The organism is Bradyrhizobium sp. USDA 10063 (assembly GCF_054063735.1).
In genome coordinates this window covers 4,836,509-4,851,764 of the sequence record NZ_JBSSGP010000002.1, presented here as the reverse complement: position 1 = coordinate 4,851,764, position 15,256 = coordinate 4,836,509, and the positions used below count along the sequence as shown (strand labels likewise).

At 64.3% G+C, this 15,256-nt stretch carries 12 protein-coding genes; 4 read left to right on the top strand and 8 right to left on the bottom strand.

The window, feature by feature from the left end; translation table 11 throughout:
• The first annotated feature begins 12 nt into the window (after positions 1-12).
• Positions 13-693 carry a response regulator gene (locus ACVJGD_RS24935; RefSeq protein ID WP_456636790.1) on the top strand — a complete coding sequence of 227 codons (681 nt, stop codon included), beginning with the start codon at positions 13-15 and terminating at the stop codon, positions 691-693.
• Between the two features lie 142 nt (positions 694-835).
• On the opposite strand, the gene ACVJGD_RS24930 is transcribed toward ACVJGD_RS24935, so the two are convergent.
• Positions 836-4,345: a PAS domain-containing hybrid sensor histidine kinase/response regulator gene (locus ACVJGD_RS24930; RefSeq protein WP_456636789.1), complete on the bottom strand. Its 3,510-nt coding sequence runs from the start codon at positions 4,343-4,345 to the stop codon at positions 836-838.
• Between the two features lie 125 nt (positions 4,346-4,470).
• A complete protein-coding gene (hemA, locus tag ACVJGD_RS24925; RefSeq protein ID WP_456636788.1) occupies positions 4,471-5,700 on the bottom strand; it encodes a 5-aminolevulinate synthase in 1,230 nt (409 codons plus the stop codon).
• 378 nt (positions 5,701-6,078) lie between these two features.
• Here hemA and aroQ point away from each other — a divergent pair, with 378 nt between their 5' ends.
• A complete protein-coding gene (gene aroQ, locus ACVJGD_RS24920; protein ID WP_456636787.1) occupies positions 6,079-6,510 on the top strand; it encodes a type II 3-dehydroquinate dehydratase in 432 nt (143 codons plus the stop codon).
• Positions 6,511-6,632: 122 nt separating this feature from the next.
• On the opposite strand, the gene ACVJGD_RS24915 is transcribed toward aroQ, so the two are convergent.
• From ACVJGD_RS24915 to ACVJGD_RS24900, 4 genes are all read right to left on the bottom strand, one after another.
• Positions 6,633-7,694 carry an MBL fold metallo-hydrolase gene (locus ACVJGD_RS24915; RefSeq protein ID WP_456636786.1) on the bottom strand — a complete coding sequence of 354 codons (1,062 nt, stop codon included), beginning with the start codon at positions 7,692-7,694 and terminating at the stop codon, positions 6,633-6,635.
• 192 nt (positions 7,695-7,886) lie between these two features.
• Positions 7,887-10,031 carry a methyl-accepting chemotaxis protein gene (locus ACVJGD_RS24910; RefSeq protein WP_456636785.1) on the bottom strand — a complete coding sequence of 715 codons (2,145 nt, stop codon included), beginning with the start codon at positions 10,029-10,031 and terminating at the stop codon, positions 7,887-7,889.
• 265 nt (positions 10,032-10,296) lie between these two features.
• A complete protein-coding gene (locus ACVJGD_RS24905; RefSeq protein ID WP_456636784.1) occupies positions 10,297-11,037 on the bottom strand; it encodes an outer membrane protein in 741 nt (246 codons plus the stop codon).
• A gap of 205 nt (positions 11,038-11,242) precedes the next feature.
• On the bottom strand, positions 11,243-11,563 hold the full coding sequence (locus ACVJGD_RS24900; protein WP_456636783.1) for a helix-turn-helix domain-containing protein: 321 nt from the start codon (positions 11,561-11,563) through the stop codon (positions 11,243-11,245).
• A gap of 111 nt (positions 11,564-11,674) precedes the next feature.
• Here ACVJGD_RS24900 and ACVJGD_RS24895 point away from each other — a divergent pair, with 111 nt between their 5' ends.
• The gene (locus ACVJGD_RS24895; protein ID WP_456636782.1) at positions 11,675-11,875 is read left to right on the top strand and encodes a hypothetical protein; all 201 of its coding nucleotides are present in this window, start codon (positions 11,675-11,677) and stop codon (positions 11,873-11,875) included.
• A gap of 98 nt (positions 11,876-11,973) precedes the next feature.
• Here ACVJGD_RS24895 and ACVJGD_RS24890 read toward each other — a convergent pair whose 3' ends face one another.
• Positions 11,974-12,579 (bottom strand): helix-turn-helix domain-containing protein, encoded by a 606-nt coding sequence (locus tag ACVJGD_RS24890; protein WP_456636781.1) that lies wholly within the window; start codon positions 12,577-12,579, stop codon positions 11,974-11,976.
• A gap of 137 nt (positions 12,580-12,716) precedes the next feature.
• A complete protein-coding gene (locus ACVJGD_RS24885) occupies positions 12,717-13,940 on the bottom strand; it encodes an ABC transporter substrate-binding protein (RefSeq protein ID WP_456636780.1) in 1,224 nt (407 codons plus the stop codon).
• A gap of 211 nt (positions 13,941-14,151) precedes the next feature.
• Between ACVJGD_RS24885 and ACVJGD_RS24880 the strand changes: the two genes are divergently transcribed.
• Positions 14,152-15,252, top strand: a complete 1,101-nt coding sequence (locus ACVJGD_RS24880) for an Ldh family oxidoreductase (protein ID WP_456636779.1) — start codon at positions 14,152-14,154, stop codon at positions 15,250-15,252.
• Positions 15,253-15,256 lie beyond the last annotated feature (4 nt).

The window sequence follows — 15,256 nt, the reverse complement described above, 5'->3', positions numbered from 1 at the left end:
CGCACAGAACAGATGACCGTAACAACCAGCGCAACCACCCGCCTCGTCATCGCCGATGACCATCCGCTGTTCCGCGATGCGCTGCGGCAGGCGGTCGCGAGCGTTGTGAGTTCGGCCGTCATCACCGAGGCCGGTTCGTTCGATGAACTCACCGCCTTGCTCGAGAAGGACGCCGACGTCGACCTGATCCTGCTCGACCTGACCATGCCGGGGATCAGCGGCTTCTCCGGCCTGATCTACCTGCGCGCGCAGTATCCGGCGGTTCCGGTGGTGATCGTGTCCGCCACCGACGATGCCGACACGATCCGCCGTTCGCTCGACTTCGGCGCCTCCGGTTTCATCCCAAAGCGCTTCGGCGTTGACACGCTTCGCGATGCCATCATGAAGGTGATGGACGGCGACGTCTGGGTTCCCGCCGACACCGACCTGTCGTTGGCCGGCGACCCCGAGATGGCGCGGCTGCGTGACCGGCTGGTGACGCTGACGCCGCAGCAGGTCCGCGTGCTGATGATGCTGTCGGAAGGGTTGCTCAACAAGCAGATCGCCTACGAGCTCGGCGTCTCCGAGGCCACCATCAAGGCACATGTATCCGCGATCCTGCAAAAGCTCGGCGTCGAAAGCCGCACCCAGGCCGTGATCGCCGCCGCCAAGATCGCCGGCGGCCAATGGCGGCAAGGCACGCCGCAGGGGTGATCAGCCGCGCTGGAAAATGTCGCCCCTCATGGTGAGGAGCGCGTAGCGCGTCTCGAACCATGAGGTCCAGTCGGTGGCCTCGCCCTTCGAGACGGTCGCTACGCGACCTCCTCAGGGTGAGGAGATAGATTGGAGCGCGCACCTACTCCGCCGCCACCATTTGCTGGGACCGCCATTGTCCGAGCAAGGCGCGCAGCGACGCCGGCTTCACCGGCTTGTTGAGCACCGCGATGTTTTCCTCGCGCGCGGCAGCGCGGACATGGGGGCTGCGGTCGGCGGTGATGAGGATCGCAGGCAGCCCCTCGCCGAAGCGTCGGCGGATGTCGCGGATCGCGGCGACGCCGTTGCCGCGGTCGAGGTGGTAGTCGACCAGAAGGCCGGTGACGCGCCCGCCCGCGGCGTCGATCGCCCCGATCGCGCTTTCCGGATCAGTGGCGGCGATCACCCGGGCGTCCCAGGCGGTCAACAGCGTCTTCATACCGTCGAGGATCGCCGGGTCGTTCTCGATGCAGACGATCAGCGCGCCGCTGATCGGGGTCTTGGCGAGTGGCGTCGCACTGGTCACCGGGCCCGTATGATTGATGGCGAGCGCGACCGGCACCGTCACGGAGAACACCGAGCCGCCGCCGGCATTGGCGTCGAGCGCAATGCCATGGTTGAGCACGCGCGCCAGCCGCTCCACGATCGACAGCCCAAGTCCCAGGCCGCGCGCGATCCGCGCGCCCTGTTCGAGGCGGTGGAACTCCTTGAAGATCTCGCCGCGCTTGAGCACGGGAATGCCGACGCCGGTGTCGTAGACGCAGATATTGAGCGACCGGCCGCGCCGGCGGCAGCCCACCAGCACGCGCCCGCGCGGCGTATACTTGATCGCGTTGGAAACGAAGTTCTGTAAGAGCCGCCTGAGCAGCGAGCGGTCGGACTCGACCGCCAGCGAAGAGGGCACGAAGGTCAGCTCCAGTCCCTTGGCGCGCGCGATCGGTGCAAACTCGATTTCGAGCGAACGCATGAGATCGCCGATCTTGAAGCGGCTGATCGACGGCGTCATCGCGCCGGCATCGAGCCGCGAAATGTCGAGCAGCGCGCCGAGAATCTCCTCGATCGCTTCCAGGGAGTCGTCGATGTTCTCGACCAGGCGGGAATCCTCGCCGCCTTGCTGCCGCTCCACCATGCTCGTGACGTAAAGCCGTGCCGCGTTCAGGGGCTGAAGGATGTCATGGCTGGCGGCCGCGAGAAATCGCGTCTTGGAAATGTTGGCGTCCTCGGCGGCGCTCTTGGCCAGCGCCAGTTCGGAGTTGAGGCGGGTGAGTTCCTCGGTGCGGTCGCGCACGCGCTTTTCCAGCGTCGCGTTGGCGCGCTCCAGCGCCTCGGCCGCCTCGAAGCTCGGCGTCACGTCGGAGAAGGTGATGACGAAGCCGCCGCCGGGCATCCGGTTGGTGCGGACCTCGATCACCATGTGGCGGTCGGGCAGCCGCTCCAGGTAAGGCTCGCCCTCGGTGGTGTAGGCGGCGAGCCGCTTCTCCAGCATGAGCTGCGCGTCGCCCGAGCCCTGCGGATTGACCGCTCCCATGAACTCCAGGATCTCGGGCAAGGGGATGCCGAGTTGAACCAGATGCGCCGGCAGCGCCAGGATCTCGGCGAATTGCCGGTTCGAGCAGATGAGCTGCAGATTGACGTCGAACACCGCGATGCCCTGGCGCACATGGTTGAGCGCGGTCTGCAGGATCTCGCGGTTGAAATGCAACGCCGCATGGGAATCGTCGAGCAGCTTGAGCGCGGCCTTCGCCGAAACCGTGCGCTTGCGCAAGAGCAGCGACATCACCAGCCGCGAGGAGGCGGCGCCGATCGAGGAAGCGATCAGGCGCTCGGCATGCTGCAGCAATTCGAGACCGGCGGGCGCCGCTGGGTCGAGCCTGCCGCCACGTTCGGCCGCAAACGCCTCGAAGGCATGACCGGCACGCTCGGGCCCGAGATATTGCGCCACCGTGCTCCGGATGTCCTGCACCGTGACCGTGGTGCGCCAGCGCCGGAAGCTCGGCGCGATCGGGGTGAACGTGTGGGGCACGAACAGGTCGGCCTGCAGGCGTTCGATCGAGGTCGGCTCGCGCGCCAGCGAGAATACGAGGTAGGTGAAAATGTTCAGCGAAAGGCTCCACAGCACCCCGTGCAGCAGCGGCGGCAGGTCGGTGCCGAGCAGCGCCCGCGGCCGCAGTGCCTCGATGCCGAAGGGGCCGTGCTGCAGCAGCATCAGCCCCGTGGTGCTGCTCTCCAGGAAGCTCGGCAGGAACAGCGTGTAGATCCACACGGCGACGCCGACCACCATGCCGGCGATGGCACCGCGCGCGGTCGCCTGTCGCCAGAGCAGCCCACCGAAGAAGGCGGGCGCAAGCTGCGTGATCGCCGCGAACGACAACAGCCCGATCGCGGCAAGCTGGGTGTTGCCGAGCGCGCGGTAATAGAAATAGGCCATCACCATGATGCCGAAGATCGCAAAGCGGCGCACGCTCAGCAGGAAGTCGCTGAAATCCTTCTGGCCGGCGAGCGTTTCGCGGCTTCGCTGCAGCACCATCGGCAGCACGATGTCGTTGGAGACCATGATCGACAGCGCCACGCATTCCACGATCACCATCGCGGTGCCCGCCGACAGCCCGCCGATGAAGACGGCAACGCTGAGCAGCGATGCGTTGGCCTCCATCGGCAGCGCCAGCACATACATGTCGCTGTCGACAGCGCCGAACGGGAAGGTGACGAGCCCCGCGATCGCGATCGGGATCACGAACAGGTTGATCGCGACGAGATAGAGCGGGAACAGCCAGCGCGCGCGTCCGACCTCGTTCTGGCTTGAGTTCTCCACCACGCTGACATGGAACTGGCGCGGCAAAAGCATGATCGCGCAGAACGACAACAGCGTCATGGTCAGGAAATTGCCGATCGACGGCACATATTCGATCGCGCGCACCGCTTCCGGCGTCTTCATCGCGCGCTCGATCAGTTCGGTCGGTGAGAACATCCAGAAGGTGACGAAGATGCCGGCGGCGAGGAATGCCACCAGCTTGACGATGGATTCGGTCGCGACGGCCAGCATCAGGCCGTGCTGGTGCTCGGTGGCGTCGGTCTGCCGGGTGCCGAACAGCACCGCGAACACGGCCATCGCCAGCGTCACCACCAGCGCGATGTCGCCAAGGATCGGGACCGAGGAAAACGCCCTGTCCTCGGTCAGGATCGTTTCCAGCGAGGAGGCGATCGCCTTGAGCTGGAGCGCGATATAGGGCACCGAGCCGATGATCGCGATCAGCGCCACGGTGGCGGCGACCGCCTGGCTCTTGCCGTAGCGCGCGGCGATGAAGTCGGCGATCGATGTGATGTTCTGCGACTTGGCAAGGCCGATCACGCGGCGGAGCAGCGGCGTGCACAAGCCGATCATCAGGACCGGGCCGACATAGATCGCGAGGAAGTCGACGCTGGTGCGGGTCGCAAATCCGACCGAGCCGAAGAAGGTCCAGGAGGTGCAGTAGATCGCGAGCGACAGCGGATAGATCACCATGCCCGCGCGGCCGCGCTGCGCCGGCGGCGAGCGGTCACCGCGGCTGGCGACGAAGAACAGGAACCCGATATAGGCGAATGCGGCGGCGATGACGCCCCAGTCGTGCAGCATCGCTGCTGATCTCCCTTCCCGGCCTCAAGGCGAGCCGTGGCGGGAGAGTATAGCGGGATCAGGCGGGCGGCGCACCGTGCGCCGCCGTTCCAGACGACGCTTCCTGATGTGGCGCGTGGTTAAGGTTATTCCGCCGCCAGCGGTTGCTTGCGGAGCGGCAGCCCGAGCCGCTCCCAGACCTGCAGCAGGGCCTCGGCGAGGCCGTCCATCAGGCCGTCATCGTGGTAGGGGGAGGGCGTGATCCGCAGCCGCTCGGTGCCCTTGGGGACCGTCGGATAGTTGATCGGCTGGATATAGATGCCGTGCTCCTCGAGCAGGATGTCGGTCGCGCGCTTGCACTTTTCGGGGTCGCCGACGAACAGCGGCACGATATGGGTGTCGCTCGACATCACGGGCAGGCCGGCCGCGTTCAGGATCGCCTTGAGGCGGGCGGCGCGCTCCTGGTGGCGCTCGCGCTCCCAGTTCGAGGTCTTGAGGTGGCGGATCGCAGCGGTGGCGGCCGAGCAGATCGCGGGCGGCAGCGCGGTCGTGAAGATGAAGCCGGGCGCATAGGAACGCACGGCATCGATGATCTCGGCTTTGGCGGCGATATAGCCGCCGAGGCAGCCGAATGCCTTCGCCAGCGTGCCTTCGAGCACGTCGATACGGTGCATGACGCCATCGCGCTCGGCGATGCCGCCACCGCGCGGACCGTACATGCCGACCGCATGGACCTCATCGACATAGGTCATGGCGCCATAGCGCTCGGCGAGATCGCAGATCTGCGCGAGCGGCGCGACATCGCCGTCCATCGAGTAGAGGCTTTCGCAGGCGATCAGCTTCGGCCGGTCGGGACCGGCCTCGCGCAACAGCTCCTCCAGATGCGCAAGGTCGCTGTGGCGGAAGATCTTCCGCTCGCAGCCGCCCTGGCGGATGCCTTCGATCATCGAATTGTGGTTCAGCGCGTCCGACAGGATCAGGCAGTTCGGGATCAGCTTTGCGATCGTCGCAATGCCGGTCTGGTTCGAGACGTAGCCCGAAGTGAACAAGAGCGCCGCTTCCTTGCCGTGAAGGTCGGCGAGTTCCGCCTCCAACTGCACCAGGGGATGGTGGGTGCCGGCGATATTGCGGGTGCCGCCGGCGCCGGTGCCGACGCGGGTCGCGGTCTCGACCATGGCGCCGACGACCTTGGGATGCTGGCCCATGCCGAGATAGTCGTTGGAGCACCAGATCACGACATTGCGCTGGCCCTTCGGCGAATGCCAGGTCGCATGCGGGAAGCGGCCCGCGATCCGCTCGAGGTCGGCAAACACGCGATAGCGCCGCTCGTCATGGAGGCGGTTGAGGGCGGCGCTGAAAAACTGGCTGTAATCCATGGGCAAAACCTGGAGCAGAACCCGGCCGGGGCGGCCGCCTCTTCTTAGAGCTTTTCCAGCTCTAATGTCCATGCGCTATCCCACGTTTGGGCATGCGGTGGGCATTGGACAGATTGTCCACCGAGGCGGGACAAATCTTGATGTGGATCAAGGCGCTACGCGCGTCCGAACGCCCGGCCGGGTCGCACAGGCCATGGGCCCGCTTTCGACTTCGCACGACGTTGCGCGAGCGCGGCAGCCGGGGCGTAAATCCCTCGACGACAGCTTGATCGCGCTACCGGCCGGCGTGGCCCTGACCTGCAATATGGTGCACGGTGTCGGCCACGGAACTCATTGCGCCAGATGGCCCACCGAAGGTTGCGAGGAGGAGGACGCACCATGAAACGAGTGATGATTCTGAATGGTCCCAATCTGAATCTGTTGGGCGTACGGGAGCCACATATCTACGGGACAACGACGCTCGCGCAGATCGAGGAAAGCTGCGGGCAAGCGGCCGCCGGGCTGGACTTGAAGATCGCCTTCCACCAATCCAACCATGAAGGGGTGATCGTCGACCTGATTCAGTCGGCCCGGCAGGATGCGGACGCCATCATCATCAACCCGGCCGGCTTCTCGTTCACTTCCGTCGCCATCATGGACGCGATCAAGGCGTTCGAGGGGCCGGTGCTGGAGGTGCATATCTCCAATATCCACGCCCGCGACGAATATCACCGGCACTCCAGGATTTCCGTCGTGGCGACCGGCGTGATCTGCGGCCTGGGGCCATATGGCTACATCGCGGCGCTGCACGCGATTGCCCAGATGAAATGAGCTGGAGCATGATCCGGAAAAGTGTGGAGCGGTTTTCCGGAAAGATCATGCTCAAACAATAACCTAAAGCGCGATGATGATTCATCCTTGTCTCATCGCGCTTTAGGGGCCGCCGACCGGCGTCAGGTTGTGCGGAACCAGAGCACGCCGTTGATCTCCTCGGCCGTCAGCCGGCCTTCGACCAGCATGTAGTTGACGTGGGCGATCAGTTCGCCGGCGGCAAATCCCATCTGGTGCGCGTCCAGCACGTGCTTGTGGAACACGACTGGCACCAGCTCCTTGGAGGTTTTCGCGGTGTCCCGGCAGGCTTCGGCGATCAGCCGGCAACGTTCTTCATGATGGTCGGCGAGCTGCTTGATCCGTGTCTTCAGGCCGTAGAACGGCACGCCATGGCCGGGCAGCACCAGCGCATCATAGGGCAGCGTGGTGGTGAGGCTCGCCAGCGAGGCCAGATATTCGCCGAGCGAGTTCTGTTCCGGCTCGACCGCCCAGACGCTGACGTTGGGCGAGATCTTGCTCAGCACCTGGTCGGCGGAGAGGAACAGCTTGTCGGCGGCGCAATAGAGCATCACCTGGTCGAGCGCATGTCCGCCGCCGGTGATGACCTTGAAGCGCCGTGTACCGATGACGACCTCGTCACCATGCGTGAGGCGGCGGTAGGACGGCGGCAGCACCGACACCCGCTTCAGGTAGTCCTGGCCGCGGCCGAGCAGCTTGTCGGTGAGGTCCTCGTCCATGCCGTGACGGCGGAAGAACAGCCGCTGCGCCTTCAGCCGCTCCTCGGTGCCGCGGTTCTGGTGATAGACCGACTGCAGATACTCGACCTGCGACATGTGAAGCGCGCAGCCGAACCGCTCGACGATCCACCCTGCAAGCCCGACATGATCGGGATGCGAGTGGGTCACGATCAGGCGGGTGATCTTCACGTCCTTGAGCGGGCCTTCGAACAGCGTCGTCCAGGCGCCGATCGATTCCTCGTTGCCGAACCCGGAATCGATCATGGTCCAGCCGTCGTCATCGGCGAGCAGATAGATGTTCACATGGTTGAGGCGGAACGGCAGTTTCAGCCGCACCCAGAGCACGCCCGGCATCACTTCCACGACCTGGTCCGGGCCGGGGTGATTTTCGAAGGGGTATCGCAGCGCCTCGGCCGAGGACTGCACGCTGTCCGTTTTCGAATGCATGGCTTACCGGCTTAGCGGTACCTGCCGCCCGGCGCTAGCTCAAAAAAGCAGATAGCCGTCCGGATAATGGGCATGGCCCCCTGTCATTCCGGGGCGATGCGCCAGCATCGAGCCCGGAATCCATTTCTCCGCCGGATCCTGCCGCTCGATGGATTCCGGGTTCGTGCTGGCGCACGCCCCGGAATGACGGTGTCAGGCCGCGCGGATATTCGACAGGAACGCGTCGATTTCGGCGCGCAGCACCTCGGCCTCCCGGCGCAATTCGTTGGAGGCGCTCAGCACGTCGCCGGCGGCGGTGCCGGCTTCCGCCGAGGCGCTGCTGACGCCGACGATATTGCTCGAGACCTCGCTGGTGCCGCCGGCCGCATGCTGGATGTTGCGGGCGATCTCGCGCGTCGCCGCGCCCTGTTCCTCGACCGCGGCGGCGATCGCGGTGGTGACGTCGTTGATCTCGCCGATCGTATTGCTGATGTTGCGGATCGCGGAAACCGCCGTCGTCGTCACCTCCTGCATGCTGACGATCTGCTGGCGGATCTCGTCGGTCGCCTTAGCGGTCTGGTTGGCGAGGCTCTTCACCTCGGAGGCGACCACGGCAAAGCCGCGGCCGGCCTCGCCGGCGCGTGCCGCCTCGATGGTGGCGTTGAGCGCGAGCAGGTTGGTCTGCGAGGCGATGGTCTGGATCAGGTCGACCACCACGCTGATGCGCCCGGCGTTGTCGGCGAGGCCCTGCATGGTGACGTCGGTCTGGCCGGCTTCTTCCACCGCCTTGCGCGCGATCTCGGCTGAGGTCACGACCTGGCGGCCGATCTCGGCGATCGAGGACGAGAGCTCCTCGGTGCCCGCGGACACCGTCTGCACGTTGACCGAGGTCTCCTCCGCTGCGGAAGCGACCGTGTTCGCCAGCGCGCTGGACTGGTCGGCGGTCGCCGACATGCTCTGTGCCGTCGACTGCATCGAACTGGCTGAGTTCTGCAGGCTGTCGAGCGCGCTGCGGACGGTGGCTTCGAATTCGACGATGCGGGCTTCCATGCGCGAAGCGCGCTCCGCCTTGGCGATGCGATCCTTGTCCTGTTCGGCCGAAAGCGCGCGGCCCTCGATCATGCTTTCGCGGAATACCGTCAGCGCCTTCGCCATCGCGGCGATCTCGTCGTCCTGGCGGCTCTGAGGGATCTCGGTGTCGAGATCGCCGGCCGACAGCCGCTGCATCGAGTCCTGCAGGCCCTTGAGCCGCTTGAGAATGCTGCGGCCGACATAGAGCCAGACGAACAGGATCGAGCCGATCAGGGTGGCGACGCCGAGCGCGAGCATCACCGTGGTCGCAAACGAAATCTCCTGGCGTGCCTGGCTGGTAGACGTATCGGTCGCCTTCCGCACGCCGTCGACGAGCTGCTGAACGCTGATGCCGAGCCCGACATTGAGCTTGCGCGTCTCTTCCAGGATGGTCTCTCCGAAGTCGGTGGCGTCCAATTCCTTCTGGCGGACCTTGAAGACGCCGGTCTTGCCCTGGCCGAGCGTCTGCAGCGTTGCGGCGGCATCGGCCAGCGCCCTAGTGCCGGGATTCTTCGGCAGCATCTCCAGATTGGATTTCATCTGCGAGAGCACCTGCTTGAAATCCTTCTCGATCGCTTCCAGCGTGTCGCTGTTGGTCGCCGACAGCGCCGCGGCCATGTTGGAGGCCATCAGATTGCCGCTCGCGATCACATTGCCGAGCTGCTCGACGACGCGGGCGGCGCTGCTCGCGTCGTCGGATGACGGCTCGGCGGCGCCGAGGATGGCATGGAGCTGGCTCTGCGCGTCCATCATCGCCGGTGCCGAGGCCGTGACGAACTTGGCCTGCGCCTTGCGCAGCGTTTCATACTGCTTGTCGTGCAACGCCGCCGTCTCCAGCCGCTCGCGCGCGGCCGAGCCGAGGCTCTGTATCACGTCGTCGATGTTCTTGACGGTGTCGGTCAGCGCGGTGCCAATCGCCTTGTCGGCGCCGAGCTTGATGATCTCGTCGAGCTTCTGCAGCGCCTGCTTCTGCGCTTCCTTCATCTTGGCGGAGCGCTCGTTCAGGGCCTCCTCGGTGCGTGAGGCGAGCAGCGCCGGTCCCTGGCTCGCCAGGCTGGCGCTTTGCGCCGACAATTGCAGGCTCGCGGCAAGCCGCGGGATGTCGCGGCCGGAGAGGTCGCCCATGGTCCTGCCGAGCTGCTCGAACACCATCGCAGCGCCCGCGCTGATCACGATCGCCATGGCGGCGATGACGGCGAACGCCGCGAACAGGCTGCCCCTGACGCCCCATCGCGGACGCCGGATGCCGTTAAGTTTCAATTTACCGAAGCGGAATCGTAACGCCATCTGCCTGCCCCCGCAGTCACTGTCCTTGAGCCTGAAATCCTCGCGCGGCAGTATCGCGATGGCGGGTTAACAAAATCGGGAACTCGAACACTCCGCGCTGCAATTTTTGCCGCGCAAGGCGCGTTGAAACGGCTTTGTTCCGCACGTCGGAATTGATCGCGCAGTGCTTGCAGAGGACTCGTATCTACAACCTCGCGAGAATCAAAAAAGGCCGGCGCAATGCCGGCCTTTTTCAGATCTCTCATTCAGATCTCTCGGCTTGCGATCAGTAGCCCGTGGCCACCGGCCCGCCGAAATTGCCGAAGTTGAAGCGGTAGTTGATGCCGGCTTTCACGGTGTGCTCGTCATTGTGGAAGCTGCCGAACGGCACCAGCGGGGCCGGCGCGATGAAGTGGCTGTCGCCGAAATCGTAATATTGATACTCGGCCTTGGCCGACCAGTTGGGCGCGAACATGTATTCGATGCCTCCGCCGACGGTGAAGCCGTTACGGTGGCTGTCATTGAGCGCGAAGCCTGTCGGGACGCCGACGAACGTCAGCGTCTCGTTGTTGTCGGAATAGGCGTAGCCGCCCTTGGCGTAGACCAGGCCTGGGCCCCAGGTCCAGCCGACGCGGCCGGTGATCGAGCCGATCCCGCGCTGGTCGTTGTTATAGACGAAGCCGCCGGGGAACGCGGCGTTGACCTGGTCGCCCCCGAGCCAGGAGTACTGGCCTTCGACGCCGATCAAGAAGTTCGGATGGAATTGCCAGTCGCCGCCGACCTGGACGCCGCCGAGGAAGCGGGTGCTATCATCGCCGAGCGCGAAGCCGTTAAAGCTGTCGCTGCCGCTGAAGGCGCCGCCGATGTGGCCGCCGATATAGAAACCGGTCCAATTGTAGATCGGCGCGGCGTAAGCCGGCGCCGGCGCCTTGCTGTAATAAGGGCGGGCGCCGAGATCGGCGCCATAGACCGGCGCGGCTGCGGCGAGCGCCATGAGGGCAACGGTTGCGAGCAGGATCTTCTTCATTTCATTCCCCGGAGATTCACATGAGACGCTGCGCGCAGCGCCCCCATGGCGCGAGTAAAGGCCGCATTTGAATAAAATGATGTCACCGCGGGGAGATCGCGGTCCATAACCCAACCTATTGGCCGGTAATTGTTTTTTGTGCTTAACGGCGGCTTAAGGAAGGGTGAAGGAAGGCTTAATCTGCGCTTACCTCGCAAGAACTTGCTTAACCAAGCCTGCGCCGGATGTCCTCGCGCATTTGCTCGCGGAATTGAGCCTTGCGCGCCGGCCGTTCCTTCTCCGGGACGTCATGGCGGTCGAATACGTTGAACTTCTCGAGGATCGGATAGTGGTCGCTGGCCATCGCCAGCACGCGCAGGAGATCGGCGACTTGCGCGCTCGGTCCCGTCACCTCCCAGCGGCGGACGGTGTTGGCGCCCTCGGGCTCCTTCAGCCCGCACAGCTTCGCCATGTCGGCCACCGTGAGCGGCCGGCCGATGGCTTCGCCGAGATGCTCGCGGAGCTTTTTCAGTTCCGGACCGGTCATGGAGATCCCCATTCACTAGCGCGCACCATTCGGTGATTTGTGAACCAGGTCACACGGCCCACCGCGGAAGCCAGTTATACCGCTGGCCGATTCCTGATGAGGAGGGAAATCATGCGCAGCCTGATTGAAAGCCTCACGCCCGATGCCAGCCGGATCGACTGGAGATGGATCGGCGCCATGTTTGCGTTTTATGTGGTGGTGATGGTGATTGCAGCCGGCCTGCTGATGACCCATCGATCCACGAAAGGCTCGGCCTACGAGATGTCGCTGGCCGCGGTCGCCTGCGTATCCTGCACGCTTGCCGCCGATTGATCGTCTGGATCATGATTTGATCAGACGAAACCGGATCGCGATTTCATTTTCTATTTGAGCGGGAATTTTTTCGAACAGCTACTTTTCCGGATTGCGCGCTAAGCTTCCGAATGATGCTCGATCACGTCCGGCGGCGTGACCACCATCAATAATCGCGCCGGTCCAAGCCCGGCATTGCGGCCCATATGCGGCCGATCGCCGAACAGGTGGACGCAATCGCCCTGGTCGAGCACGAAGCGTTCCTCGCCGATCTGAAATTCGATCCTGCCCTCGAGCACATAGAGGACTTCCTCGCCCTCGTGGGACAGCAGCTTGATGTCGAGGTCCGAGGTGACAGGAAAATCAAGCACGAAGGCGCTGAGCTTGGGGTCTGTGAGGTCGCCCGAGAGCCAATGATAGTCGTAGCCATTGGCGGAGTGCGGAGGAGAGGTCTCGCGCTGGCGGCGGCGCGAGATCGTGTAGTATTTGGGCGCCTGGACCTCGCCGGAATCCTCGAAAAGATCACGAAGCGGTATGTTCAGCCGGGTCGCGATCAGGATCACATTGGCGATCGACATCGCCGCCTCGCCGCGCTCCACCCGCGAGAGGTAGGCCGCCGAGAGGCCGGTATCGTTGCCGAGCGCCTGTAACGTGAGCTTCCGATCCGTGCGCGCTTTGCGGATTCGCGCTCCTAGTTGCCGGGCGATCAGCCGCGCCTGATCCATGGCCCCTCCCGAAAGCTATCGTGATGGCTTACCGGGATTTGCTCTAGAGGTGATTTGCATCGGGCGCAAGATCGGCGGTAAAAACGGCCCAGGCTTGAGCCTGCGCCGTATCATGATGTGCAAGTCACTTCTTCAAGTCACTTCTTGATGAGCGGACACGCGCTCGCTTCCAGCGGCGGAAACACCTTGTCGGCCGGCAAGGTTGCCAGGACCTTGTAATAGTCCCACGGCTCCTTGGATTCGGACGGCTGTTTCACCTGCATCAGGTACATGTCGTGCATCAACAGTCCGTCCTCGCGGACCCTGCCATTGCGGGTGAAGACGTCGTCCACCGGCAGCTCCTTCATCTTCGCCATGACCGCGCTCGCTTCATCGCTACCGGCCGCTTCGATCGCGCGAAGATAATGGCGCACCGCTGAATAGACGCCGGCTTGCGTCATGGTCGGCATGGCTTTGTGCAGCTTGAAGAACTTTTCAGACCAGGCGCGGGTCTCCGGATTGCGGTCCCAGTAGAAGGCCGAGACGAAGCGCAGGCCCTGGGTGCTGGCGAGGCCCATCGCATGGATGTCGGTGATGAAGACGATCGGCGCCACGAAGGTCTTACTCTTGTTGATGCCGAATTCCGCCGCCTGCTTGATCGCGTTGGCCATGTCGGCGCCGGCGCTCGCCAGCGCCACCACCTTGGCCTTCGATGACTGCGCCTGCAGCAGGTATGAGCTGAGGTCGGCGGTGTTGAGCGGGTGGCGCACTTCGCCCTCGACCGTGCCGCCGCCTTCGGTCACCGCCTTGCGGATATCGTTGGCGAAGGCATGGCCGAATGCGTAATCCACGGTCAGGAGGAACCAGCTCTTGTCGCCGGCATCGGTCATCGTCCTGGCGAGGCTGTAGCCATTGGAATAGCTGGTGTAGACCCATTGCGCCGAGGTCGCGGTGCAGGCCTTGCCGGTGAAGTCGGAAGAGGCCGCCATGATGATGGCGATCCTGTTCTTGTCCTTTGCCAGCGCCTGCACGGCAAAGCCGACCGACGAGTTCGAGAAGTCGGCGACCATGTCGACGCCATCCCGGTCGAACCATTCGCGCGCCTTGGCCGCGCCGATGTCGGCCTTGTTCTGATGATCGGCGGAGACGAGCTCGATCTTCTTGCCGAGGACAGTGCCGCCGAATTCCTCGATCGCCATTTTGGCCGCGACCACCGAGCCCGGACCCGCCAGGTCCGCATAGAGCCCGGACTGGTCGTTCATGATGCCGATTTTGACGAAACCGTCCGAGATGGCGGGTTCGGCGGCCCGGCCCTGTTGCGCAGCAAGCGCCAGGCCGATCGGTACGGCTGCGAGCCTGAGGAATGTCATCAGTGACGGCATCTTGTTTCTCCTTGGATTCGCTGGGCAGGGACGACGTTTACGATATCTCGTCGCTCAATTTTGCATATTGTGCACTTTTGTGCAGGATTAAATTAATGGCATTTGCTGATTACGAAATAGTCTGGACGATATTTGCATAATATGCAAAATCCTTCTTTCAAGCCAGTCCGGCCATTGGTGTCGGAAAAGCTAAGAAAACAAGGAGTAGGGGATGTCGGACGCCGTCCGGATGTCGTTGGCTGACGTGCATAGCTCGGCCAAGGCCGCGCTGCTTGCGCAAGGATTTGGTGCATCGCATGCAAATGCGATTGCGAATACCGTGACCATGGCCGAACGGGACGAGTGCCGCCATCACGGCCTGTTCCGGCTGCCCTTCTACATGAACGGGCTGCACTCGGGTCAGGCGTCGGCAGACGCCGAGCCCGAACTGTCTGTACTCGCGCCCGGCGTGATCAAGGTCGATGCGAAATACGGCTTCTCGCCGCTGGCGCTTGAGCGCGGTGCCGAGCCGCTGGCCGCGCTCGCCAAGAAGATGGGGATCGCGGCGATGGCGGTGAACAACGCGCTCAACGTCGCCGCGCTTTGGCCGGAAGTCGAACGGCTGGCGGAGCACGGCCTGGTCGGCTTCGCCTTTGTCGCCGCCAGTCCCTATGTCGCTCCGGCCGGCGGCACAAAGCCGCTGTTCGGCACCAATCCCATGGCATTCGCCTGGCCGCGAAACGGCAAACCTCCGGTCGTGTTCGATCAGGCGTCGAGCGCCAGCGCCCGCGGCGAGATCCAGCTCCGCCTTCGTGACGGCAAGACATTGCCCGACGGCTGGGCCATTGGACCGGACGGCAAGCCGACCAACGACCCGGCCCAGGCGCTGGCGGGCGCGCAGCTTCCGTTCGGGGGCTTCAAGGGCTCCAACATCGCGATGATGGTGGAGTTGCTGGCGGGGCCGCTGCTCGGCGATGTCCTCAGCTTCGAAGCCGGCGAGCGCGACCAGGCGAGCACGGGCGCCCCGTGCGGCGGAGAGCTTGTGATCGCGATCGATCCGGTCCGCTGCATGGCGAACGGCGATCGCGCCAACCAGCTCGAACACGCCGAACTGCTGTTCGGCAAGATGCTGGCACAGGAGGGGGCCCGGTTGCCGTCCGATCGCCGCTACGAGGCGCGCAAGCGCACCGAGGTCGAAGGCGTGCTGGTGCCGAAATCGCTCCACGACTCGATCGAGCTTTACATCGCAGGCAAGCGGGTAGCCGAGCGCAATGCCTATGAGGGCGATCACCTGACGCATCGCAAGGATGCCGGTCAGGCCGTCGCGATGTGAGGGC

Coding starts and splice junctions, on each gene's coding strand:
- ACVJGD_RS24935 (WP_456636790.1), top strand. CDS start 13: ATGACCGTAACAACCAGCGCAACCACCCGCCTCGTCATCGCCGATGAC.
- aroQ (WP_456636787.1), top strand. CDS start 6,079: ATGAAACGAGTGATGATTCTGAATGGTCCCAATCTGAATCTGTTGGGC.
- ACVJGD_RS24885 (WP_456636780.1), bottom strand. CDS start 13,940: ATGCCGTCACTGATGACATTCCTCAGGCTCGCAGCCGTACCGATCGGC.
- ACVJGD_RS24900 (WP_456636783.1), bottom strand. CDS start 11,563: ATGACCGGTCCGGAACTGAAAAAGCTCCGCGAGCATCTCGGCGAAGCC.
- ACVJGD_RS24880 (WP_456636779.1), top strand. CDS start 14,152: ATGTCGGACGCCGTCCGGATGTCGTTGGCTGACGTGCATAGCTCGGCC.
- hemA (WP_456636788.1), bottom strand. CDS start 5,700: ATGGATTACAGCCAGTTTTTCAGCGCCGCCCTCAACCGCCTCCATGAC.
- ACVJGD_RS24915 (WP_456636786.1), bottom strand. CDS start 7,694: ATGCATTCGAAAACGGACAGCGTGCAGTCCTCGGCCGAGGCGCTGCGA.
- ACVJGD_RS24905 (WP_456636784.1), bottom strand. CDS start 11,037: ATGAAGAAGATCCTGCTCGCAACCGTTGCCCTCATGGCGCTCGCCGCA.
- ACVJGD_RS24890 (WP_456636781.1), bottom strand. CDS start 12,579: ATGGATCAGGCGCGGCTGATCGCCCGGCAACTAGGAGCGCGAATCCGC.
- ACVJGD_RS24910 (WP_456636785.1), bottom strand. CDS start 10,031: ATGGCGTTACGATTCCGCTTCGGTAAATTGAAACTTAACGGCATCCGG.
- ACVJGD_RS24895 (WP_456636782.1), top strand. CDS start 11,675: ATGCGCAGCCTGATTGAAAGCCTCACGCCCGATGCCAGCCGGATCGAC.
- ACVJGD_RS24930 (WP_456636789.1), bottom strand. CDS start 4,345: ATGCTGCACGACTGGGGCGTCATCGCCGCCGCATTCGCCTATATCGGG.